This is a genomic window from Actinospica sp. (assembly GCF_035552695.1).
In the GTDB taxonomy this organism is placed as follows: Bacteria; Actinomycetota; Actinomycetes; order Streptomycetales; family Catenulisporaceae; genus Actinospica.
This window is the reverse complement of record NZ_DASZKT010000096.1, coordinates 1-22,266: the sequence shown is the minus strand read 5'-3', so window position 1 is coordinate 22,266 and position 22,266 is coordinate 1. Positions and strand designations below refer to the sequence as shown.

Sequence of the window (22,266 nt, the reverse complement as noted above, 5' to 3'; positions counted from 1 at the left end):
CGAGTGCTCAAGTTGTCGAGCTCTTTCGGCAGGTGCGCAGGCAGAAACGCATTGGTGTGGTACTCACGCTGCGTGCGCGGATCGAACCCACTGATTGGTACGAGGGATCCGATGGGGGAACCGCCAAGTCGAGACGCGTCCATAGAATTCAAGTTTACAGGCTAAAACTTGAAATTGCGAGGCGAGTTTTCAAGTCGCCATGCACGGACGCAGACTAGGCGTTGACCTGGTACTACCTGCCTCAGGAAGCCCGAGGCGGCCGCTCAGGTCGACTTGAAAAGCTCGGAAGCAAATTCAAGTCGCCCGTGGCTAGATCGGTAGGCAGTGCCTGCCACTTCGTTGATGATGCTTGGATTGCTCATGCCTGCTCGTCGCTGGCAACCGCGGACCAGCGGGCGCGCTCGGAGCGATCGACAAACCGCAACGCATCCTGCATCGTCCTCGCCCTGATGTCAGCACGAATCGCCGACCGGCCCACTCGCCGCGCCGCTTCGACCCGATGATGTCCATCTGCAAGGATCAGTCGACTGCCGTCGTCAAAGATCACCACGGCCGGAGCATCATCCAGATGGGCCATCCAATGCGCGACTCGGCTCTGATCCAGATGCGGCCGTTGGGTCTGGATCGGCGCCTCGCGGAGCCACTCTCCGCTTGGGGTGCGCAGCTCGGGCCAGCGGAGTGGCAGTTCGGCATGACAGCCAGCCATGAAGCGTGACGCTTGGCCCGGCCGCATGCCCGATGCGTGCCCGTCGGGAGGCGATCGAACGGTGAGCCACGGGACTCATCTCACGGGAGATTGACTCAGCGTCGAGGCCCCACCAAGCGCGCGTGGCCTGACGCCTTGACGCCAACCGCAGGGCTGCAGCAGCAGGCGTCGTGTTGAGGCCTGTTCGCGTCCGCGAAGTCGGACACTGATAGGGGTTCGGCTCCGGCTGCCTCCACGCTGGATCACGAATGGTGGGCGTCGCCAGTTCCCAATGTCTTCCCAATCAGCCCGGGCCAGGCGCTCCACCGCTGGTCAACGCGGTTCCGTCGAGCAACTGTAAATCCGTCGGCGTAGCCTACCCAGGTTCGAATCCTGGATCTGCCACCAGCAAGTACGGCCCCCGGAACTGCGGAAACGCGGTCCGGGGGCCGACTGCTTTGTTTTATCCGCTTACAGCGTTCCTCAAGTTCGATCAAGCTTTGTGGGACAGCGCGCCACGGGCTTCCATCACAACGTTCGTACATGCGCGGTTCGAGCATCGCTCGGAGGCTATGCCGATGGCGGACCCGTTAGCGGCTTCAATGGCGCTTGCGGCAGTGCGTTGATCTGCACGTTTCCGCGACGTCCGGGAAAACTGTGCCGCGTATTTGCCGTGATCAAGGTTGTTCGCCACTCGTGCGTTTGATGCGCACTTCTCGCACCTCTCGCGGATGTCGGGTCCCCCGGTGCATCGGGCAGGCGCGGTTCGTGCCGGTCGCATCTCCTGCCGGTACGGCGGGCGGCAGGAGATGCGACCACAGGCTTCGTCGTCCGAGTCAGAAAACGATCTCAGCCAGGCGCTTGACTTCATCGATGTCGTCCGTCGCGGTGTTGAAGGCGATCTCGTCGATGCCGAGGTCGGCGAACGCGGAGATCGCTTCCTTCACCTTCGCCGGCGAGTCGCACACGGCTCCGGAGGCGAGCTTGGCGAAATCGCCTCCACCGGCGCTGTGGTCGCTGTAATAGTCGTGCACGTTCGCCTTGCCCGCCTCGCCGTCGCCGAGGGCGTAATACGCGAGGGCGACCAGCCGCGGCGAACCTTCGCGCCCGGCCTCCTGCCAAGCGTTCCTCGCCGCGTCGAACATCGGGCCGGCCATCGACGCCGGGATCGACCCGCCGATGTAGCCCTCGCCCCAGCGCGCCATCCGGTTCAGCGCGGCCGGCGCGAACCCGCCGAAAAGCATGGGGATCTGCCGAGTTCCCGGCGGAACGGCCGGATTCGGGCCGCCGCCGACCGGCTCGCCGCGCCAGACTTCGCGGTAGATCTCCAGGTCATGGTCGAACCGGGCGCCACGGCCCTTGGGCCCGTACCCCTCGGCGACGAAGTCGTCCAGGCGCTGGCCGACGCCGAGACCGACCGTCAACCGGCCGCCGGACACCGCGTCGATCCCGGCGAGCTCCTTGGCCAGCAGCGGGGCCGGCCAGGTGGTGGCCAGTAGCACGCCGGGAATCAGCTCGATCCGGCTGGTCACGGCGGCGGCCGCGGCAAGGGCGACAGTGTCTGAAAGTCCGGGGTAAGCATGGCGACCGACCGTGGTCAACATGGCGAAGCCCGACTCTTCGGCGAGCTTCGCCCAGGCCGGAACGATGTCCGGACGCATGTTCCGAACCTGGTTCGGAAGTCCTGTCCCGATCTTCATCGTGTCATACTCCTTGCATTGAACCGCATTGCTCGAGGTGGCCGCCCGCGAGACCTGGGCGGCCTGTCGAGGGTAACCGTCGGCGCCCTATCAGGGTGCGATCTCGCCCCGGACGGCGCGCGCGTCGCGCGCTCGAACTTCCCACGCCTCCTATCCGCCCAGCTTTCCCAACTCCCCTACGGCCCAGAGAGCCGCGTGGTCGTGGCCGTTCGGCGCGGCTGGCCGGCGTACGTTCGTCGCGCGAGCGGCCGGGGTTCGAATTCTGGATCTGCCGCCAGTAGGAAATGACGAGCCGGTGAACTGTGGAGACGCGGTCACGGGCTGGCTCGTTAGAGAGTGCCGGAGTCGAAGCTGCTTGTTTCGTAGGCGCAGTCTGTGTAGGTGTCGCCGGGGGCGTATTGCTCGGTGAACGCGTTGGGGGTCATGCCGGAGTCGTTGGTGGTCAGGTGGAGGAAGTAAGTGGTGCCGGGCGGGAGGCTGATGGTGGCTTGGGGGTAGTCGGTGCTGCTGTTGGTGCAGGAGTACTGCTGGCCCTCCTGGTCGCTGGGGTACGTGGTGCAGGTGCCGCAGGCGCCGATGGAGACGCTGCCGGTGGCGGGGCCGGTGTAGAGGATCTGGATCGGGTCGGGGCTGTCGTTCAGGATCGTGACGGTGACGCTGCCGCCGGAGGCCGAGGTGGGCAGGGTTTTGCCTGCGGCCGAGTCCTGTTGTGCGATCTGCGCGGCGATGCTGAATTTCTGGGCTAGTGCCTGGTTCGGGTCGTGGGGGTACGTGCTGACGAAATTGGTCATTGTGGATTGGGCGTCGGTGAAGTTGCCGCTTTTGTATTGGGACACGCCGCAGGCGTAGGTGCCTGATTCGATATCTTGGCTGGCAGTGGCGGTGTCCTTATGTAAGCTCTCGACTACGGTTGTCCCGTTGTCGGGGAGTGTGGAGGCTTGGGTGCTGAGCGTGTGCAGGCGGGTGGTTGCCGTGCAGGGATCTGGGCCGGTGATGGCGGCGGACGCGGTGGTGATGGCGGAGGCGACAGCGGGTTCGACCTTGGCGGCTTGGGAGGATGCGGGGAAGGTCGTGAGCAGTTGGCTGAGGTCGGTGGTTGCTGTGGTGCTTCCGGAGGCGCCCAGTCCTGCCACGCCGCATTGGTAGAGCGACGTGGCTAGGCGGTCGTCGGGCCAGGTGGCCAGGGGGCCGAGGTCGCGGGCGCCGATGGTGCGGGGGAGAGTGCGCAGGTAGGTGAGCGGCACGATCGCCTGGCAGTAGTCGCGGTGCGCGTACGGGGCCGCGATGGTCTGGTAGAACGCGGCGAGGCGGTCGGGTACGAGCTTGCCGGCGCGCGAATCGCGGTCGTTGTCGAGCAGATCGCGGTAGTTCGCGAGGGCCGCGCGGTAGTGCGGTTCGGCGGTGGCGAACGGCTTGCCCTTGGTGGCGGCGACGATGTGATCCGCTTGGTCGAGGCGGCCGAGCAGCATCCGCTGGACGGCCTCCGCGTGCGCCTGGTCGTAGAGCACGATGCCGCCTCCGGGCACAACGAGCAGCACCAGGGCGAGTATGGCGGCTACGGGCGAGCGTCGTGGCCAGGTCATCAGCGGGAGAGGGAGAGGGAAAGGGAGTGGGAACGGGGTGCGTAGGCCGCAGACAGTGCCGTGTACGGCGGCTAGCCCGAGGAAGATCAGGTATGGGACGAGTACGTCGGCGGGGACACCGTTCGGGTCGGCGGGTAGGGCGACTAGCAGCAGGATTCCGGTCGCGATCCAGGACATTGTCGCCGCTAGCCAGCGGCGTAGCAGTGCGTATCCGAGCCCCAGGCCGCTGAGATTCAGTAGCGCAATGGCCGCGGCGCGCCAATAGTCCTTGGCAGGTGACTCGTCCGCGGCAGGCGAGTAGCTCGCGGGAGGCGAGTCGTCTGCCGAACGCCAATGATCTGCGTCACGCCTATTCGCCGGTTGCGAAGGATCCATGTCGCGCCGCCGACCCCGCAAACGCCAATGACCCACCAGACGCCATTGGCCTGCGTCACGCCAACGACCCGCGTCACGCCGACGGTTCGCCGGTTGCGAAGGATCCGTGCCGTCTCGCTGATCCTCGGTCATGAATGGGACTCCCGTGCGATCGTCGGTTCGTGATGCGGTGCGAACTGACGAACAGCACAGTGCATGGCGCTGGGACCGGTCCCGCGCTGCCGAGGTAGAGGGGAGGAAGGGGCTGGCCTCAGTCCGCGGACGCCTCGAGGGCGGCGAGGTCGGAGGGGACGAGCGAGGTCGATGTGAGTAGTGCGCGCAGCAGGTTGTCGTTGAGGGCGTTGCCGACCGGTCGGCCGACCTCGTCCTCGGTCAGGCCGGACACGCCGTCGCGGGAGATCCGTCCGCGCACGTCCTCCACCAGGTGTCTGAGCTGTGCCTCGGTCCACCCGGCGGCGGGCTCCAGTTCGACGAGTTGCCCGAGCGTGTCCTTCCAGGTCAGCGGCTGCGGGTGCGGCTCGTGGCGCAGGTAGCGTTGGCCGAGCACGGTCAGGGCCAGCCGTTCCCGGCCGCTGAGGTACCAGGGGCGCGGCGGGCGGGTGTCGTCGTCCGGCCGGGGGAACGGGGACCGCTGTTCGTCCCCGACGACGAATACCTCCAGCAGGTGCTCGCGTCCGGGCGTGCCGCAGACGTACATCTGGGTGAAGCCGTCGTCGAGAGGAACAGCGTCCTCGCCCGCGAACAGCATGCGCGAGCCGGGCAGGCGCATCGGGGTCTGCCCGAGATTCGTGACCCACCACCGGCCCCGACGCCGCGTCAGCAGGCCCTGCTCGCGGCTGACCTGCGTGTCGTCGACGCCCACGCACACGTGCGCCTGCTCGTCGCTGCGGCCGAACCGGACCGCCTTGCCCTCCCCGGGACGGAAGACGCCGCGTCCGGCGATGCTGCGTACGACGATGGTTCCCGGCTCGTGGGCCTGGATGTCGGAGTCGATCCCGTGAGCTGTCATCGTCACTCCGTCAGCGCTGTGGACGCGGCGGCCGCGAGGGTCGTCGCTTGTCGGCAGAGCGCGCTGTTCGCCTTGTCGCTGTAGCCCTGGCTGCCGTCGACGACGAGGTACAGCAGTTCTTCCGTGGGGCCCGTCGCGCCCGAGAAGCTGCGGTATACGACCTGAGCGAGGCAATTGCTCGTGTCGTTGCTGTCGCCTCCGGGCTGCACGTACGCCTGTCGGCCGCCGAGCTGCATCAGGGTGCCGTCAGAGCCGCCGAGCGGGTCGTTCTGGTCGAAGCGTAAGAACACTGACGTGCCGCTGCTCGTGCTCGCCCACTGGCAGGAGAAGTCGCCGAAACCGGCCTGGTGGTCCGCGGCATTCGCTCCGGGGACCGCGGACAGCGCGGACGCGTTGAGCAGGCGGCAAGCGTCGGCGTGGACGAGGGACGCGCTGGCCGCGGCCCGGCGGCGCAAGGGCCCATGGTCGAGTGCGGTGACGGCGGACGACGTGGCGGTGTCGGCGATCGCGCACAGGTTGACGCTGGCCGCACCGGACTGGCTGATGTCGGTGGTGGCGCTGACCACGACGCCGTAGCCGCCGGTCAGGTAGAGGAATCGGTCGCATTCGCCCGACTGACCGGCCGGGCGCGCGACGTTGACCACGCCCGGCGATGATCGGTCCTTCGTCGACGATGACGGCGACGACGATGACGACGACGATGTCGATGAAGACGGCGACGATGCCGACGAGGATGTCGGTGTCGATGCCGACGACAATGCCGACTGCGACGAAGACGGCGACGAGGATGTCGATGCCGATGGCGCCGGAGCGCCCGCCATCGCGGCGGGGGACTGGAACTGGGCCTCTACGTCGATCTGCGGTCCGGTCGCGGTCTGTACGAGTACATCGCAGCGGTCGAACGCGCCGTAGTTCGCATCGGTCTGCGCTTGCCCGTACCGATCGAGCCCGCTCGCGTCGGTGAGCGCGCACGGATCCGCGGTACGCGGGTCGCCGATCGACGTCGGCGCGGCAGAGGCGGCCGGAGTGGCGACGACGCTGCCGACGCCGGCGGTGGTGTGTGCGGGATTCCGGCCGATGTTGAGCGCAAGGATTGTGCCCGCGAGAGCCACCGCGGCCGCGATCACCGAGGCCGTGACGACGCGCCGATTCCGGACGGCCGTCCGCCGCCACGCGTATAAGACGTCGGCTATCCGTACCGGCCACGGCTCACGCGGCAGCGGCTCACGGGTCAGCGGGTTCGGTGCCGACACGTCCGCGAGCGCCTCGAACGCACGGCACGTCAGCGGCGCCGAGGGGCGACGCCCCGGGTTGCGGGCCAGCAACCGCAGCACCACGACGGCCAGCGGCTGCGGGCCGCGGAACGGGCGCAGCGGTTCGCCGTCCATGCCGTACGCCTGGGCGCGGCGCACCAGGTCCCAGCCATCGCCCTCGCCGTACGGGGAAACGTGTTCGACCGCCGCGAACAGTGTCGCGCCGAGACCGAACATGTCCGACGCCGGAGTGATCTTGGCCCCGTTCGCCACCTCGGGCGCGACGTAGCCCGGCGTACCGCGCAGCGTCCCGGCGACGGTCATCGTGGAGTTCGCGTCGAGGCGACGAGCGATGCCGAAGTCGGTGAGTTTGGCGGTGCCGTTCTCGTCAATCAGTACGTTGCCAGGCTTGACGTCGCCGTGCACGATGTCCTTCTCGTGCACGGCGCGGAGCGCGTCGGCGAGCTGCGCGCCGATCTCGGCCACGCGCTGCGGTGGCAGGAATCCGCCATCCGCCTCGGGCGTGTCGAGGAGGTCGCGCAGGTTCCGGCCGGGCACGTACTCCATGGTCAGGCACGGGGCGCCGTCGTGGTCGAAGATGTCGTGGACCTTGACGATGTGCGGATTGTCCAGCTGGGCCATGGCCTTCGCCTCGTGGCGCAACTGCTGCCTCGGCACTTCCCCGTCGCGCCAGTCTCCCCACTGACGCAGACTCTTGATGGCGACGTCCCTGCTCAGCTCCAGGTCGGCGGCGCGCCACACCTCGCCCATGCCGCCGGCACCGATCCGTTCGAGCAGGCGGTACCGCCCGTCGAGGATCTGACCACGCTCCATGCGAAAACCCACCGTGCCCCAAAGTCGCCCCATGCGAGGTGAGACTCACCCTACTGAGGGACCGCACGTGATGTCCCGTATGGCGGCCGGAATCACTCGTTCGGGACTGGTCCCGAACGAGTCTGCTTCGATGCGCGGCATGAGACGACCCAAATTGATCGCGCTCGCGCTTTGCGGCGCGGTCCCGCTCGTGCTCGCCGGATGCGGCTCTGGGACGGCGACCACCGTTGCGCCCGGCACGACCAGTAGACCCAGCACGCCGATCAGCACCGACACGGCGGCCTGCGCGGCCGGGCGGTGCGAGGTGCGCGTGTCACCGCCCGAGACGATCTCGTTCAAGCCAGGGCTCGACCTGACGAACCTCCGCGTCACCTCGATCAAGAGCGGCGTGGTCACGCTCGTCACGACGTCCACGTACAACGGCGGCGACGCGGGCGTGTCCTCGAATGCGAACGTCTGCTCGTCGAACGGGACCAACGCGATCACGACCAACGACATGGAAGTCGGCTGCACCATTACGAACAACGGGCTGAGCATGAGAGTGGTGTCCGTCGATGGCGAAAGCGCCGTCCTGCGGCTGGAGCCGACGTCGTGAGCCGCGGCGAGGAGCGTTACCACTCCGAGTACCGCGCCACGCCTGCGCGGCTGTGGTATCCCACGGTTTCCTACACGATCGCGTCCGCGGGGCTGGTGCTGCGGATGGCCACGGGCGGCGTGTCCGCGGCGGTTACGGTCCCGGTCGCCTTGCTGTTCGCGGCGTTGCTCGTGTGGATGTTCACGGCACTTCGCGGGACCGCGACGGTCGTCGACGAGCGCGGCGTGACGATCCGCCGACCCCGGCTGTACGGCGGGGACATCGTGGTCGCCTGGACAGACGTTCAGGGCATTGAGACCGAGGTGAACCGAGCGGCCGGGATGCGCGGCGCGCCGCGACTGGTCGTCGTGATCTATGCCGCAGGCGGTCGGCGACGCCTCCTGCCATATCTGCACGACCGCGACGGACTCGATGTTGCACAGGAGGTGGCGACGCTTCGCGGGCTATGGACTCTGGGACGCGGTGAGAACTGGGTGCCGAGCGGCAACGGCGCTGACGGCCTGCGGTAATGGCGGTACGCTGGATGAATACGTGGGGCAGACGCGGGTGGAGCGTCGTGGCCCGGGGGTGAGCAGGAGGGGAACGTCGGTGTCCGATCAATGGGGACAGCCGCAGGGTCCTTACGGTGGCGGCACGCCACAGGGTCCTTATGGCGGCGGCACACCACAGGAGCCTTATAGCCAGCCGCAGGGTCCTTACAGTCAGCCACAAGGTCCTTACGGCCAGCCGCAACAGCCGCAGCAGCCGTACCAGCCGCAACAGCCGCAACAGCCGCAGCAGCCGTACGGCCAGCCGGTGCAGCAGCCGCAGGGGCCGTATGGGCAGGCGCCGCAGCCGGGGCCCTACGGACCTCCCCAGCCGCAGAATCCTTATGGGCTGCCGCCGACGCAGCCGGTGCAGCAGCCGCCGTTCCCGCCGCAGAATCCCTACGACCCCTACGGCCAGCAGCAGCCGGGGTACGGGTTCCCGCAGCAGGGCGGTCCGGTGCCGTCCGCTGCGAAGAAGAATCAGAACATGATCATCAGCGGCGCGGTGGTCGGTGTGCTGATCGTCGCGGCGGTCATCTTCTTCGTCATGAAGGGCTCCGGCTCGAACTCCGGATCCGGCGGCGGCGGGACGTCGACGAACGCCGGAGCGCAGACGCAGACGCAGTCCTGTGCGGCGTGGAAGTCCGAGCAGGTCACCATGAACAACCAGAATCCGAACACCGAGTCCGACATGGTCTCGGTGCTCGCGCAGGACGTGCCGGTGATGGAGACGATCTCGAAGAACGCGTCGGCGGGGACGTTCAAGACGGATATGTCGAAGGTGACCTCGGATTTCAGCGCGCTTGAGACCTACCTTCAGGCGAATCCGAACATCGACACGTCGACGAGCACGCCGCCCGCGCAGTTCGTCACGATCGACGAGGCGATCAACACGGACACCTCGTCGCTGGACTCGCTCTGCGGGCTGCCGAACCCGGCGGCTTCGGGCAACGGCTCGGGCATCTGAAAGCCTCGACGGTATAAGCAGGGATAAGCATGGATAAGCAGAAGAGAAACGGACTATGCCACCACACGCATCCCGTGGCGGCGTTCGTGCTCTGAGACCAGCGCCTCCAGCCGCAGCCGGGTGTCCGTCTCCGCCAGCGGCGTGTGCATCACGATCGTGAGGTCCGGCCACTCCGGCACGCGCAGCTGGGTCGACTCGAAGTACAGCTCGCCCGCCTGCGAGTGCGTGTAGACCTTCAGGTTCGTGCCCGCAGCCTGGACCTCGTGCAGGTTCCAGACCTCCGCGAAGCGCTCGCTCGACGCCAGCAGCCGGTCCACGATCTGCGCGAAGCCGGGGTCGCCGGGGTGGTTGGTCATCTCGGCGCGGTACTGGGCGACCACGCGGCGGGTGATCTCCTCGGTGTCGGGATACGCCGTGTACTGCCGGTTTTCGAAGAAGTCCACCAGGCAGTTCATGCCGACCATGTCGAAGCCGAAGACGAGCTGCGCCGAGGTGTTCATCGCGGTGATGTTCCAGTACCGGTCCACGATGTGGCCGGGGTTGGGCAGCCACGCGTCGATCATCCGCTTGAGCGCCAGGTTGCATTCCTCGCGGCCCAGAAACGGGCTGGTCCGCAACGGCGGCGGGGTCAGGCCGGCGAGCGCGTAGAGGTGCTGGCGCTCCGGCTCGCTCAGCTTGAGCACGCGGCCGATGGCATCGAGCACCTGGCCGGAGACCGTGATGTCGCGGCCCTGCTCCAGCCACTGGTACCAGGACACGCCGACGCCCGCGAGCACGGCGACCTCCTCGCGGCGCAGGCCCGGTGTGCGCCGCCGTCCCGCGCCGAGCGGCATTCCCGCGGCCTCCGGCGAGATCTGGGCACGGCGGCTGGTCAGGAAGTCGCGCAACTCGGCCCTGCGGCGCGATTCGCGGCCGTCGAGCGCGTTCACGGTCGTCGTCATGTCCCGCAGAGTCCTTCCCCCGAAGCCTGGTGGTACAGACACCACCATAAGCGCACTCTCGGGACCGGGCATTCCCCGGCGGCAGGCTGGAGGCATGACCGAAATCCTCGACAGCGCGCCGACGACGAGCGAGACCGTCGCCGCGAACACACCGACGACCGGCGCGAGCCCACGCCTGGACAACCGCGCCAAGCTGGTCCTGCTCGTGCTGTGCGCCGCGAACTTCCTGGTCGGCATCGACTTCTCCATCCTCAACATCGCCCTCCCGGCCATCGGCACCAACCTGCACATCGGCGAGGCCAACCTGCAGTGGGTGGCCACCGCGTTCGCGCTGCCCTCGGGCGGCCTGCTGCTCCTGTTCGGCCGCACCGGCGACATGATCGGGCGACGCCGCGTGTTCCTGGCCGGCGTCACCCTGTTCACCGCCGCCTCGGTGCTGACGATGCTCGCGTGGGATCCCGCCTCGCTGCTGATCGGGCGGGCGCTGCAGGGCTTCGGCGCGGCGGGCGTCGTGCCGACCGGCATGGCACTGCTGACCACGTCCTTCGCCGAGGGCCGCGCTCGTGACCGCGCGCTGGGCATCGCGGGCTCGGTGATGGCCACCGGCTTCACCATCGGCACGCTGCTCGGCGGCGTGCTCACCGACATGCTCAACTGGCGCTTCACCATGGTGCTGCCGATCGCGCTGGGCATCTTCGTGCTGATCGCCACGCCGCTGCTGGTCTCCGAGAGCCGCAACGAGCACCACACCCGGCTCGACCTGCCGGGCGCGGCGACCGTCACCGGCGGGCTGCTGGCGGTGATCTACGCCCTGACCACGGCGGCGCAGGACGGCTGGGGACGGGCCAACGTCCTCGGCACCCTGATCGCCGGCGTGCTGCTGCTCGCCGCGTTCGTCGCGATCGAGGCCCGCAGCTCGCACCCGCTCGTCTCACTCAAGGTGCTGCGTCGTCGCACGGTGGCGCTGGGCAACATCGGCGGACTGCTCGCCTTCGCCACCGGTAGCGCGATCGTGTTCATCGGCATGCTGTTCCTGCAGCAGATCAATGGGCTCAGCCCGCTGCGCGCGGGGCTGGTGTTCGGCTGGCTCGGCGTGGTCGCCGCGATCTCCGGAACCGTGGCGCCGCGGGTGATCGGGCGCTACGGCTCCCGCTCGGTGCTGGTGGCCGGCCTGCTCGCGCAGGGCGTCGGCTCGGTGCTGATCGCGACCATGACGCGCGGCGACAGCGTGCTGATTCTGGCGCTCGCCGGCGTCATCTGGGTCTACGGCAACCTGCACGCGATCGTCGCCTTCAACGTGACCGCGACCTCGGGTCTTTCCAACGAGGAGCAGGGGCTGGCCACCGGTCTGGCGACGACGACGCAGCAGGTCGCGCTGACCGTCGGCATCCCGATCCTGAGCGCGATCGCCTCGACCCGGCAGAACAGCCTGCTGCATGCCGGACGCTCGGCACAGGACGCGCTCATCGGCGGCTTCCACCTGGCCATGTGGGCGGACGCGGCGATCCTGCTGGTCGGCACGGGACTCGTCGCGGCCGGCCTGCTGCGCCGCGAGCGCGCCTGAGCGAAGGGAACCGACACGCAACGAGGCGAGATTCGGTCAAAGAGCTCGTAGTCTAATTCGAAGTCTGGTTCGCCCCGTCGGCCATCAGGTCGGCGGGGCGATTCAGCAGACGCCACAGCCGGCCGCACGCGATGGTTCCGACGACCCAGACCACGTAGACGATCGGCGTCCACGCCCCGCCGGACCGGGTGACGTCGCCCTGGTCGATGGTGAAGGTGAGCGGGCTTTGCAGATAGCTGACACCGCTCCACGTGTAGGTGCCGAGGGCTGCCGGGTGCGCCGCGGCCAGACCCTGCGCGTAGGCGGAGGAGACCTCGTTGAGCCCGAAACTCAAGATCAGCGGTACGAACGCGGCGAAGTAGGCCGCGGCGATCCAGGAGTGGCGCGGCCGGTCGCCGAGCTCCGCGCCGAGGTACTCGCGGGCGAGGGTGTGGCTGCCGCCGATGCGGCGCAGCGCCTCGCCGGCACCGTGGTCGCGGGCGGCCTCGAGCAGGTTGGCGCGCACTTCGCGGCGCTTGGCGACGCGTGAGCCGCGGGGGAGGTCGTACAGGCGCTGATCGAGCGCCCAGACGAGGCCTTCGATGCGGATCCGATCGAGCGCGGTGAGCTTTCGCGGCATGTCAGGAGCCTTTCTCCGCGGGGGCGGGAAGCGGTCGGGCGAGGACGGCCTCGACGGTGGCGACGTGCCGCGACCAGTTGTCGCTCGCGGCGCCGAGCGCGGCACGTCCGGCCGGGGTGAGCCGGTAGTACTTGCGCGCCGGACCGCTCGGCGAGGGCACGAGCCGGGTGGCCAGCCGTCCCTCCCGCTCCAGGCGCGTGAGCGCGGGATAGACCGTGCCTTCGAGGACGTCGGCGAAACCCGCGGCCTGCAGCCGCTGCGCCACCTCGTAGCCGTACGACTCCTGTTCGGCCAGCAGGTGGAGCAGCACCATCGACAGCACGCCCTTGAGCAGTTGAGGGTCATGGCTTGATGTCACGGCTACTAGAGTGCACCTACTACTAGGCATAGTCAACTAGCCGGTTCCCGCCGCGATCCGCCTTCCGCTGCTACTTGCGAACTATTTGCAAGTGCGGGAAGAATGCACCGTGAGCCCAGCCGCCCCGAAGCCGGAAGCAGGACCCGCCGTGACCCTGTCGAGCCCCGTCGCCGTCTCCCAGCACGGTCGGCTCGCCCGCATCCGGGCCATGCTCACCCCGGCCGAGTGGCGGCGCATGCTGCTGATGTTCGGCTTCATCGCACTGCTGCACGTCGGCGGCTTCGGCATCTTCGTCCTGCTCGTCGTGCCGCAGCACTACAAGGGGCTCGGCATCGGCGTCGCGATCCTGGCCTACACGCTCGGCATGCGGCACGCCTTCGACGCCGACCACATCTCCGCGATCGACAACACCACGCGCAAGCTGATGCACGACGGACAGCGTCCGCTCAGCGTCGGCTTCTTCTTCTCGCTCGGCCACTCCACGATCGTCGTCGCGATCGGCGCCGGGATCGTGATCGCCGAGAAGTCCGTGTTCCGCGCCGTCTCCAATCCGCACTCGACGCTGGAACAGTTCGGCGGGGTCTTCGGCACGAGCGTCTCCGCGAGCTTCCTTTTCCTGATCGCGGCGCTGAACCTGGTGATCCTTGCCGGGATCGTGAAGGTCTGGCGCTCGATGCGGCGCGGCGAGTTCGACGAGGCCGCGCTCGAGGAGCAGCTGCAGAACCGCGGGCTGATGAGCCGCTTCTTCGGCCGCTGGATGCGCGCGATCCGCAAGCCCTGGCAGATCTACCCGGTCGGCGTCGTGTTCGGCCTCGGCTTCGACACCGCCACCGAGGTCGCGCTGCTGGCCACGACCGCGCTGTTGGCCAGTCAGCACGTGCCCTGGTACGCGATCGTGGCGCTGCCGATGCTGTTCACCGCCGGGATGACGCTGCTGGACACGATCGACGGCTGCTTCATGAACCTGGCCTACGGCTGGGCCTTCCTCAACCCGGTGCGCAAGGTCTACTACAACCTCATGATCACCGGGCTGTCGATCGGCATCTGCGTGTTCATCGGCGGCATCGAGGTGCTCGGACTGCTCGCCAGCGAGCTGCACCTGTCCGGCGGGTTCTGGGACGCCATGTCCGCCTTCGACATCAACAAAGCCGGGTTCTTCATCGTCGGGCTCTTCGTGCTCACCTGGCTTGCCGCGATGGCGATCTGGCGCTTCGGCCGGATCGAGGAGAAGTGGACGGCGGGGGTCGGCGGCGTCGGCGAGCGTTGACGGGACACGTTGCCGGGACGCTCAGTATTCGTAAAGAATCGGCTCGTAACCTGTCAGGAATCCGCAACCGTACCGGTGGACCGGGCGTCTCAAAAGCGATCGCGTTCCGCGGGCGAGCGGCGTGGTCGTCCATGTTCCTCGATACAAGGGGGTCGCGATCCCATGTCCATGATGGGCGAGTCCATAGCCCCGGCCTCGGCCGGCGAGCGTCCGCTGGTGCCCTATGACGGCATCCAGATATCCGACCAGCAGCGGGCGGACTTCGACCGCGACGGCTACTTCATCATCCGGGACGCGATTCCGCCGGTGCTGATGGAGCGGCTCATCGAGGCGCAGGACCGGGTGTACGCGCAGCAGAAGGCCGAGGGGCTGCTGCACCCGAAGGACCAGAGCATGCACCTGATGGGCTTCCTGCACCGGGACAAGGTCTTCCTGGAGCTGCTCGAGCTGCCCACGGTCTTCCCGATGGTCTGGGGCATCCTGGGCTGGAACATCCACGCGTACCACCACCACATCGACATCCACCCGGGCGTGCCCGCGGAGACCCGCAAGACCTGGCGCTGGCACCAGGACGGCGGCCGGCAGAACCTGGAGATCGAGACAGAGCCGGTCCGCCCGCTGCTGTCCGTCCGCACCGCCTTCTACCTCTCCGACCTCTCGGAGCCCGGCCGCGGCAACTTCATGACGATCCCCGGCTCGCACAAGACCAGCCGGCTGGCCCGGCCCGAGGACCTGAGCCTCGACTTCGAGCAGCCCGAGGGCGCCGTCGAGGTCTGCGCCGACAAGGGCGACGTCGTGCTCTTCGACCGCCGCCTCTACCACGGCCGCTCGGACAACTACTCCGACATCGACCGGCGCTGCCTGTTCATCGGCTGGACCTACCGGTGGATCGCCCCGCACGAGGACCGCGTCATCACCCCGGAGCACGAGTGGTGGAACGAGCTGACCCCGATCCAGCAGCAGCTGCTCGGGGCCGGCAAGGACGCGCTGTCCTTCTGGGGCATCGGCGACCAGTACCCGCTGCGCGAGTACCTGCGTGAGCGCGGCCTGATCGACCCGAAGGTCAACAACAACCGGTGAGGTCGCATGGTTGGAGCGACCGAGGAATGGGGGCCGAATCAGGGAGCGGGTCGAGGGCCGAGTCTGGCAAGGCCGAGGAGGAAGGCGCCCTGGGTTTGGGCGCCGACCGTTCGCGGACCGGGCTCGAAGAGCCACGAGAACGCCGCCGGGCGAGAGCCATCGGCCCGCGAGCCCGGCCCCCATTCCTCGGTCGCTCTAAGCAGGGGCGGGTCGGCGCATCAGTGCTCCGATACGCCCTTGTGCGCGCCGCCGCGGCCCGTCCAGGGTGTTGAGGGATAGCTTCCCGATCTTCCGCGAGGCGGTGCGTCCATGTCCCTTCTGCCCGACGCTGCGATCGAGACCGACATTGCGGTGGTGGGCGGCGGGGCGGCCGGCTGCGTGCTGGCCGCGCGGCTCTCCGAGCGGCCCGGGCAGCGGGTGCTGCTGATCGAGGCCGGGCCCGACTACCCGGATCCCGAGACGGTGCCTGAGGAACTGCGCTCCGGCTGGCGTTCGGCGGGTACCCACGACTGGGGCTACGCGGACGAGGCGACCGGCGGCGTCGTGGCCCGCGCGCGGCTCGTCGGCGGGTGCAGCGCCACGAACGGGACGATCGCGCTGCGCGGCGCCCCCGCGGACTACGACGGCTGGGCCCGGCTCGGCAATCCGGGCTGGTCCTTCGCCGACGTGCTGCCGGACTTCCGCAGGCTGGAGACGGACCTCGACTTCGCCGACGACTGGCACGGCCGGCACGGGCCGGTGCCGATCCGCCGCTACGAGCCCAAGGAGCTCACGCCGGTCAACGAGGCGGCCTTCGAGGCCCTGATCGAGGCCGGGTTCCCCGAGGTGGCCGACCACAACCGGCCCGGCGCGGTCGGCGTCGGCGCGGCCCCGGTGAACACCGTCGGAGGGGTGCGGATGAGCGCGGCGGCGACGTACCTCGGCGCGGCGCGCGGCCGCGAGAATCTCAGCATCCTGCCGGACGCGATCGTCGACAGGGTCCTGATCGAGCAGGGCCGGGCGGTCGGCGTGAAGCTGGCGGACGGACGCGTGGTGCGCGCGGACCGCGTCGTGCTGGCGGCCGGCACGTACGGCTCGCCCGCGATCCTGCTGCGCTCAGGCGTGGGCCCGGCGCGGGATCTCGCGGCGCTCGGCCTGCCCTGCCGCGCGCAGCTGCCCGGAGTGGGCGCGAACCTGCAGGAGCACCCGGGCATCTCGGTGATCTGGCCCGCGGCCACGGAGTTCCCGGAAGGCCCGCGCTTCCAGATCGTGGCCACCCGCGCGGACTCCGACGGCACCGACGACGCGCCCTGGCTCCAGCACGTGCCCGCCGCCACGCCGAACCTGTTCTGGGTCTCGGCGACGGTGATGCGTCCGCGTTCCCGCGGCCGGCTGCGGCTCGGCTCGCCGGACCCGACGGCAGCGCCCAGGATCCGGCTCAACCTGCTGCAGGATCCCGCCGACCTCGCGGCGATGATCCGCGGCGTGCGCTCCGCGCGGCAGGTCGGCGCGATCAGCCCGCTGCGCGAGCTCGCGGGCGGCCCGGAGCAGTGGCTCGGCGCCGGAATGGACGAGGGCTCCGAGCTCGTGGACGCGATACGCCGCTCGGTCTGGACCTACCACCACGCGTGCGGAACCTGCGCGATGGGCCCGGACCCGGAGCAGGGCGCCGTGGTGAACGCGCGCGGCGAGGTGTACGGCGTGCCAGGACTCTGGGTCGCGGACGCGTCGATCATGCCGGTGATTCCCAGCGGAAACACGCATCTGCCGACCCTGATGCTCGCCGAACACCTCGCCCCGACGATCGCCGAAGGCTGAGGCTGAGAGCTGGCCCGAGAGCCGGGCCCGCCGGCTCAGCTCAGCGGATCTGGCAGGTAGTCGCTGCCCGGCAGGGCCTTGACGAAGCCGAGGTAATCCAGCGACTCCTCGCCGATCGCGGTGTATCCGGCCGCGCGCAATACCTTCCGCAGCACGTGCTGCCCCGGTTCGGCGACCGCGTACAGCCGGTCGTATCCGGAGCGTTCGGCGAGGAACTCCAGCCGGCCGATCACTTTGCGGGCCAGGCCGTGGCGGCGCAGTTCGGGGCGCGTCCACAGCTGCGCGAGTTCGGCGGTGGTCGAGTCGTAGCGCCGGTAGGCGCCGCCGGCGGCCGGCGAGCCGTCCGGCTGTCTCAGTCCTACCCACGCGCCGCCGAGCCAGGTCTCGTACTCGCGCGGATCGGACTCCAGGTACTTCGCGGCGGCGGCTCCGCCCCTGGCCGACTCCTCGGCCAGGAAGGAAGCGGCCAGTTCCACCGCGAGCGCGTCGCCCGCCTCCAGGTGGAAGACGTCGGCGGACGCTATCAGGGCAGCGGCGGGCACGGTCATCGTGCTCATGGGTCATTCACCTCTGAAAATGAAGGGTTCTGCGATCGTGGGCTGTCAGAGGTGGCAGCAACACGATGAGGACCACACCCGGCCGTAGTCGATATGGTCGCGCGTGACCAGCGCTACGTCCCCTTCGCGGCGAATGGTCATGGTCAATTGGTATCAGGGTTCGCCGTGTTAGGCAATCGTTACGCGGCGTTGACCATGAAGCCCGCGGCGTACTCCAGATACGCCCACAGCTCCGCGCGATCCGGCTCGCTCAAGCCCGCGCCGTCGACCGCGGCGCGCATGTGCTCGAGCCACAGATCCCGCGCGGCGGCGTCGATGTGGAAGCCGGCGTGCCGCATCCGCAGCCTCGGGTGGCCGCGCCGCTGCGAGTACGTCGTCGGGCCCCCCCAGTACTGGATCAGGAACATCGTGAGACGCTCCTCGGCCGGGCCGAGGTCCTGCTCCGGATACAGCGCGCGCAGCTCGGGATCCTCGGCGACGCCCTCGTAGAAGGCGTGCACGATCCGCCGGAACGGCTCCTCGCCGATCCGCTCGTACAGCGACTTGTCCGCCTCGTCCGACTTCGAGATCGAGACCACTCGCGTCCTTTCGCTCCACCCGCCGTCAGTACCATTGTCGCACTCGGACTCACCCGGCCGGGCCCCGGTCAGCGCAGCCAGCCGCGTTCGTGCGCCTGCCAGCCGAGTTGCAGCCGGGTGCTCACCTCGGCGAGCTCCATCATGTGCGCGACCCGCCGCTGCACGGTCCGCAGTCCGAGGCCGAGCTGCTTGGCGATCGCCGCGTCCGTCGCGCCGACCAGAAGCAAGGACAGGATCCGCAGGTCCAGCGGGGTGGGCAGCGCCTGGCGCGGGCCGTCCGCGGCCACCGCCTCGTCGCCGTTCTTGCGCACCGGCAGCGCGCGCTGCCAGATCGTCTCGAACAGCCCAAGCATCGCGTTCACCAGGCCGGGTGCCCGGGAGATGAGTGCCATCGGGCCATCGGCGGCCGAGCGGTCGAGGCCGGGCAGGCTCAGCGGCAGCATCACGGTGTTCCGGTCCGCGATGACCATCTTCGTCGGCACCGTCTCCACGACTCTGAGCTGCTCGCTCATCGGCACGTCGGCGGACAGGCTCTGCGCGGACTGCGGTCCGTCCAGCCCGGCGCGCTCGATCACGACCCGGTAGCGCACGCCGCGCTGCACGGCCACCGACTCGGCCTCGCCCTCGCAGGTCGCCGGGATCTCGACCCGCGCCTGGACCAGCGCGAGCAGCTCGCTCTCCGCGTTGAGCTGGAGGTATTCGAGCCGCTGCAGCACCTGGTCCGCGCCGATGACCACCTGGACGAGCTCGTGCGCGTTCTGCGCGGACGCCGCGTGGTACGCCTCCTCCAGCGCCGCCGCCGTCAGCTCCGCCTGGCCCAGCGCGTGCCGCTGCGCGGTCAGCAGCGCGCCGAGCGCCAGCTGCGGGGGAGCCGTCTGCACCAGGCCGACCGGGTTCCGGTTGGCCAGCGACTTGTCCTCCAGCGCCTCGACGGCCTCGGCCACCGAGGCGCGCCCCAGGCCGAGCCGCACCGCCAGTGCGTCCACGCTGCACGGGCCCGCCAGCACCAACTCGCGGTAGACGCGCTCGGTGGATTCGTCGAGCCCGAGGATGCCGAGCACGTCGCCCCCTTCGCAGTCGTCCGATGAGTAGAGCACCGTCGCCCATCATGACCGCTACCGACCGGTCTAGGCCAGTCCCGGCGCTCTGCGGCGCACGATGCGGCGCCGTGCCCGAACGTTGGCACTCGGGTTGACCGAGTGCTAGGAACCGGCATAACCTGCGGACTGGCACCCTCGACGTGAGAGTGCCAACGCGAACCCGTCCTCCTGGCACCCGCGACGACAGGATCCGGCCTGTTCGCCTAGACACCGAGAACGTCTCCGAAGGAGAGGTCACGACCGTGGCTACCGTTGCCATCAAGCCGCTCGAGGACCGTGTGGTCGTCAAGCCGCTGGACGCCGAGCAGACCACCGCCTCCGGCCTGGTGATCCCGGACACCGCCAAGGAGAAGCCCCAGGAGGGCACCGTCCTGGCCGTCGGCCCGGGCCGGTTCGAGAACGGCAACCGCCTGCCCCTGGACGTCAAGGAAGGCGACGTCGTCCTGTACTCCAAGTACGGCGGCACCGAGGTCAAGTACAACGGCGAGGAGTACCTCGTCCTGTCGGCGCGCGACCTGCTCGCCGTCATCAGCAAGTAAGGCACGCGAGCACTCCGCGCGCGGCAGGCCGCGTTCCGTCCCGCCTTCTGATCAGGAGAGCGGCGGGGCGCGGCCTTCGTCCGTGCGGCCCGCCTTCCGAAACCCCAGGATAAGAAGGGACTTGGTCTCATGGCCAAGCAGCTGCAGTTCGACGAGGACGCCCGCCGCAAGCTCGAGCGCGGGGTCAACGCCCTCGCCGACGCGGTCAAGGTGACCATCGGCCCCAGGGGCCGCAACGTCGTCATCGACAAGAAGTTCGGCGCGCCGACCATCACGAACGACGGCGTGACCATCGCCCGCGAGGTCGAGCTCGAGGACCCGTACGAGAACCTCGGCGCCCAGCTGGCCAAGGAGGTGGCGACCAAGACCAACGACATCGCGGGTGACGGCACCACCACCGCGACCGTGCTGGCCCAGGCCATGGTCCGCGAGGGCCTGCGCAACGTCGCCGCCGGCGCCCAGCCGGTCGCGCTCAAGCGCGGCATCGACGCGGCCGTCAAGTCCGTCTCCGAGGCGCTGCTGGCCTCCGCCAAGCCGGTGGAGACCAAGGAGGCCATCGCCCAGGTCGGCTCGATCTCCGCGCAGGACAAGGCGATCGGCGAGCTGATCGCCGAGGCCATGGACAAGGTCGGCAAGGACGGCGTGATCACCGTCGAGGAGTCCAACACCATGGGCCTCGACCTGGAGTTCACCGAGGGCATGCAGTTCGACAAGGGCTACCTGTCCCCGTACATGGTCACCGACCAGGAGCGCATGGAGGCCGTCCTCGAGGACGCCTACATCCTGATCAACCAGGGCAAGATCTCGGCGATCTCGGACCTGCTGCCGATCCTGGAGAAGGTCGCGCAGGCCCGCAAGCCGCTGCTGATCATCGCCGAGGACGTGGACGGCGAGGCGCTGTCCACGCTGGTCGTGAACAAGATCCGCGGCACCTTCAACTCGGTCGCGGTCAAGGCTCCGGGCTTCGGAGACCGCCGCAAGGCCACCCTGCAGGACATCGCGATCCTCACCGGCGGCCAGGTCATCTCGCCCGAGGTCGGCCTGAAGCTGGACCAGGTGGGCATCGAGGTGCTCGGCACCGCCCGCCGGGTGACCATCACCAAGGACGACACCACCATCGTGGACGGCGCGGGCGACAGCGCCGAGGTGGCGGACCGGGTCAAGCAGATCAAGGCCGAGATCGAGAACTCGGACTCGGACTGGGACCGCGAGAAGCTGCAGGAGCGCCTCGCCAAGCTCGCCGGCGGCGTCTGCGTGATCCGCGTGGGCGCGGCCACCGAGGTCGAGCTCAAGGAGAAGAAGCACCGCCTCGAGGACGCGATCTCGGCCACCCGCGCCGCGGTCGAGGAGGGCATCGTCTCCGGCGGCGGCTCCGCGCTCGTGCACGCCGCGGCCGCGCTGTCCGAGGGCCTCGGCCTGCTGGGCGACGAGGCCACCGGCGTCGGCGTGGTCCGCAGGGCCATGGTCGAGCCGCTGCGCTGGATCGCCGAGAACGCCGGTCTCGAGGGCTACGTGGTGACCGACAAGGTCGCGCACCTCGAGGTCGGGTTCGGCCTGAACGCGGCCACCGGCGAGTACGTGGACCTGATCGCGGCCGGCGTCATCGACCCGGTCAAGGTCACCCGCTCGGCCCTGGCCAACGCCGCGTCGATCGCCTCGATGCTGCTGACCACCGAGGCCCTCGTGGTGGAGAAGCCGGAGCCCGTCGAGGAGCCCGCCGGCGGCCTCATCGCCCGTCAGGCCGAGGTCGTCCTTCAGCACGCTGACCGCGTGGATGAGGGCCGAGCCGCCACCGGCGACGATGCCCTCCTCGATCGCGGCACGCGTCGCGGAGACGGCGTCCTCGATGCGGTGCTTCTTCTCCTTGAGCTCGACCTCGGTGGCAGCGCCGACCTTGATCACGCAGACGCCGCCGGCGAGCTTGGCGAGGCGCTCCTGGAGCTTCTCGCGGTCCCAGTCGGAGTCGCTGTGCTCGATCTCGGCGCGGATCTGGGACACCCGGGCGGCAACCGCAGCCGAGTCGCCCAGGCCCTCGATGATCGTGGTGGTCTCCTTGGTGACCACCACACGGCGGGCCTGGCCCAGCACCTCAAGACCGACCTGGTCGAGCTTGAGCCCGACCTCGGGACTGACGACCTGGCCGCCGGTCAGGACGGCCACGTCCTCCAGCATCGCCTTGCGGCGGTCACCGAAACCGGGCGCCTTGATGGCGACCGAGACGAACGTGCCGCGGATCTTGTTCACGACCAGCGTGGACAGCGCCTCGCCGTCGACGTCCTCGGCGATGATCAGCAGCTGCTTGCCGGCTCCGATGACCTTCTCGAGGATCGGGACCATG

Annotated in this window: 19 protein-coding genes and 2 pseudogenes; 9 read left to right on the top strand and 12 right to left on the bottom strand. The window is 69.0% G+C overall.

Annotated features, from left to right (window positions below):
* Positions 1-358 precede the first annotated feature (358 nt).
* The 5 genes from VG296_RS12580 to VG296_RS12560 form a co-directional block, all read right to left on the bottom strand.
* Complete coding sequence (locus tag VG296_RS12580) at positions 359-706, bottom strand: hypothetical protein (RefSeq protein WP_325565855.1); 348 nt, start codon at positions 704-706, stop codon at positions 359-361.
* Positions 707-1,521: 815 nt separating this feature from the next.
* Positions 1,522-2,385, bottom strand: coding sequence for an LLM class flavin-dependent oxidoreductase (locus VG296_RS12575; protein WP_325565854.1), 864 nt, complete (start codon positions 2,383-2,385; stop codon positions 1,522-1,524).
* A gap of 329 nt (positions 2,386-2,714) precedes the next feature.
* The gene (locus VG296_RS12570; protein ID WP_325565853.1) at positions 2,715-3,923 is read right to left on the bottom strand and encodes a hypothetical protein; all 1,209 of its coding nucleotides are present in this window, start codon (positions 3,921-3,923) and stop codon (positions 2,715-2,717) included.
* Positions 3,924-4,593: 670 nt separating this feature from the next.
* Positions 4,594-5,352, bottom strand: coding sequence for an FHA domain-containing protein (locus VG296_RS12565; protein ID WP_325565852.1), 759 nt, complete (start codon positions 5,350-5,352; stop codon positions 4,594-4,596).
* Positions 5,353-5,354: 2 nt separating this feature from the next.
* On the bottom strand, positions 5,355-7,439 hold the full coding sequence (locus tag VG296_RS12560) for a serine/threonine-protein kinase (protein WP_325565851.1): 2,085 nt from the start codon (positions 7,437-7,439) through the stop codon (positions 5,355-5,357).
* A gap of 139 nt (positions 7,440-7,578) precedes the next feature.
* On the opposite strand from VG296_RS12560, the gene VG296_RS12555 reads away from it, so the two are divergent.
* The 3 genes from VG296_RS12555 (at position 7,579) to VG296_RS12545 (ending at position 9,528) form a co-directional block, all read left to right on the top strand.
* Positions 7,579-8,034: a hypothetical protein gene (locus tag VG296_RS12555; protein ID WP_325565850.1), complete on the top strand. Its 456-nt coding sequence runs from the start codon at positions 7,579-7,581 to the stop codon at positions 8,032-8,034.
* Positions 8,031-8,543 (top strand): hypothetical protein, encoded by a 513-nt coding sequence (locus tag VG296_RS12550; protein WP_325565849.1) that lies wholly within the window; start codon positions 8,031-8,033, stop codon positions 8,541-8,543. Before VG296_RS12555 ends, VG296_RS12550 begins: the two co-directional genes overlap by 4 nt.
* Positions 8,544-8,622: 79 nt before the next feature.
* The gene (locus VG296_RS12545) at positions 8,623-9,528 is read left to right on the top strand and encodes a hypothetical protein (protein WP_325565848.1); all 906 of its coding nucleotides are present in this window, start codon (positions 8,623-8,625) and stop codon (positions 9,526-9,528) included.
* 53 nt (positions 9,529-9,581) lie between these two features.
* Here the strand turns inward: VG296_RS12545 and VG296_RS12540 are convergent, their stop codons facing one another.
* Positions 9,582-10,469 (bottom strand): helix-turn-helix transcriptional regulator, encoded by an 888-nt coding sequence (locus tag VG296_RS12540; RefSeq protein WP_325565847.1) that lies wholly within the window; start codon positions 10,467-10,469, stop codon positions 9,582-9,584.
* Between the two features lie 94 nt (positions 10,470-10,563).
* Here VG296_RS12540 and VG296_RS12535 point away from each other — a divergent pair, with 94 nt between their 5' ends.
* Positions 10,564-12,033 carry an MFS transporter gene (locus VG296_RS12535; RefSeq protein WP_325565846.1) on the top strand — a complete coding sequence of 490 codons (1,470 nt, stop codon included), beginning with the start codon at positions 10,564-10,566 and terminating at the stop codon, positions 12,031-12,033.
* Between the two features lie 52 nt (positions 12,034-12,085).
* On the opposite strand, the gene VG296_RS12530 is transcribed toward VG296_RS12535, so the two are convergent.
* Together VG296_RS12530 and VG296_RS12525 are read right to left on the bottom strand one after the other, a co-directional pair.
* Positions 12,086-12,652 (bottom strand): hypothetical protein, encoded by a 567-nt coding sequence (locus VG296_RS12530; RefSeq protein WP_325565845.1) that lies wholly within the window; start codon positions 12,650-12,652, stop codon positions 12,086-12,088.
* A 1-nt stretch (position 12,653) separates the two neighbouring features.
* Positions 12,654-13,010, bottom strand: coding sequence for a PadR family transcriptional regulator (locus VG296_RS12525; protein ID WP_325565844.1), 357 nt, complete (start codon positions 13,008-13,010; stop codon positions 12,654-12,656).
* A 208-nt stretch (positions 13,011-13,218) separates the two neighbouring features.
* Between VG296_RS12525 and VG296_RS12520 the strand changes: the two genes are divergently transcribed.
* From VG296_RS12520 to VG296_RS12510, 3 genes are all read left to right on the top strand, one after another.
* Positions 13,219-14,277: a HoxN/HupN/NixA family nickel/cobalt transporter gene (locus VG296_RS12520; RefSeq protein ID WP_349259540.1), complete on the top strand. Its 1,059-nt coding sequence runs from the start codon at positions 13,219-13,221 to the stop codon at positions 14,275-14,277.
* 162 nt (positions 14,278-14,439) lie between these two features.
* Positions 14,440-15,357, top strand: coding sequence for a phytanoyl-CoA dioxygenase family protein (locus tag VG296_RS12515; protein ID WP_325565842.1), 918 nt, complete (start codon positions 14,440-14,442; stop codon positions 15,355-15,357).
* 309 nt (positions 15,358-15,666) lie between these two features.
* Entirely contained in the window at positions 15,667-17,154 is a 1,488-nt protein-coding gene (locus VG296_RS12510; RefSeq protein ID WP_325565841.1) for a GMC family oxidoreductase, read from the top strand.
* A gap of 35 nt (positions 17,155-17,189) precedes the next feature.
* Here the strand turns inward: VG296_RS12510 and VG296_RS12505 are convergent, their stop codons facing one another.
* The 3 genes from VG296_RS12505 to VG296_RS12495 form a co-directional block, all read right to left on the bottom strand.
* The gene (locus tag VG296_RS12505) at positions 17,190-17,711 is read right to left on the bottom strand and encodes a GNAT family N-acetyltransferase (RefSeq protein ID WP_325565840.1); all 522 of its coding nucleotides are present in this window, start codon (positions 17,709-17,711) and stop codon (positions 17,190-17,192) included.
* Between the two features lie 179 nt (positions 17,712-17,890).
* Positions 17,891-18,289: a globin gene (locus VG296_RS12500; protein WP_325565839.1), complete on the bottom strand. Its 399-nt coding sequence runs from the start codon at positions 18,287-18,289 to the stop codon at positions 17,891-17,893.
* 68 nt (positions 18,290-18,357) lie between these two features.
* The gene (locus tag VG296_RS12495; RefSeq protein WP_325565838.1) at positions 18,358-19,386 is read right to left on the bottom strand and encodes a hypothetical protein; all 1,029 of its coding nucleotides are present in this window, start codon (positions 19,384-19,386) and stop codon (positions 18,358-18,360) included.
* Between the two features lie 191 nt (positions 19,387-19,577).
* On the opposite strand from VG296_RS12495, the gene groES reads away from it, so the two are divergent.
* Both groES and groL read left to right on the top strand, forming a co-directional pair.
* Entirely contained in the window at positions 19,578-19,928 is a 351-nt protein-coding gene (gene groES / locus VG296_RS12490; protein WP_349259539.1) for a co-chaperone GroES, read from the top strand.
* 129 nt (positions 19,929-20,057) lie between these two features.
* Positions 20,058-21,653, top strand: a pseudogene (groL, locus tag VG296_RS12485) (chaperonin GroEL); the annotation flags it as partial.
* Here groL and VG296_RS12480 read toward each other — a convergent pair.
* Positions 21,645-22,266, bottom strand: a pseudogene (locus VG296_RS12480) (TCP-1/cpn60 chaperonin family protein); the annotation flags it as partial. The pseudogenes groL and VG296_RS12480 sit on opposite strands and share 9 nt — an antisense overlap.

Bases quoted from the DNA above. Each gene is read 5' to 3' on its own strand.
- VG296_RS12580 (WP_325565855.1), bottom strand. From the start codon at position 706: ATGGCTGGCTGTCATGCCGAACTGCCACTCCGCTGGCCCGAGCTGCGC.
- VG296_RS12575 (WP_325565854.1), bottom strand. From the start codon at position 2,385: ATGAAGATCGGGACAGGACTTCCGAACCAGGTTCGGAACATGCGTCCG.
- VG296_RS12565 (WP_325565852.1), bottom strand. From the start codon at position 5,352: ATGACAGCTCACGGGATCGACTCCGACATCCAGGCCCACGAGCCGGGA.
- VG296_RS12560 (WP_325565851.1), bottom strand. From the start codon at position 7,439: ATGGAGCGTGGTCAGATCCTCGACGGGCGGTACCGCCTGCTCGAACGG.
- VG296_RS12555 (WP_325565850.1), top strand. From the start codon at position 7,579: ATGAGACGACCCAAATTGATCGCGCTCGCGCTTTGCGGCGCGGTCCCG.
- VG296_RS12540 (WP_325565847.1), bottom strand. From the start codon at position 10,469: ATGACGACGACCGTGAACGCGCTCGACGGCCGCGAATCGCGCCGCAGG.
- VG296_RS12535 (WP_325565846.1), top strand. From the start codon at position 10,564: ATGACCGAAATCCTCGACAGCGCGCCGACGACGAGCGAGACCGTCGCC.
- VG296_RS12530 (WP_325565845.1), bottom strand. From the start codon at position 12,652: ATGCCGCGAAAGCTCACCGCGCTCGATCGGATCCGCATCGAAGGCCTC.
- VG296_RS12520 (WP_349259540.1), top strand. From the start codon at position 13,219: ATGCTCACCCCGGCCGAGTGGCGGCGCATGCTGCTGATGTTCGGCTTC.
- VG296_RS12515 (WP_325565842.1), top strand. From the start codon at position 14,440: ATGTCCATGATGGGCGAGTCCATAGCCCCGGCCTCGGCCGGCGAGCGT.
- VG296_RS12510 (WP_325565841.1), top strand. From the start codon at position 15,667: ATGTCCCTTCTGCCCGACGCTGCGATCGAGACCGACATTGCGGTGGTG.
- VG296_RS12505 (WP_325565840.1), bottom strand. From the start codon at position 17,711: ATGAGCACGATGACCGTGCCCGCCGCTGCCCTGATAGCGTCCGCCGAC.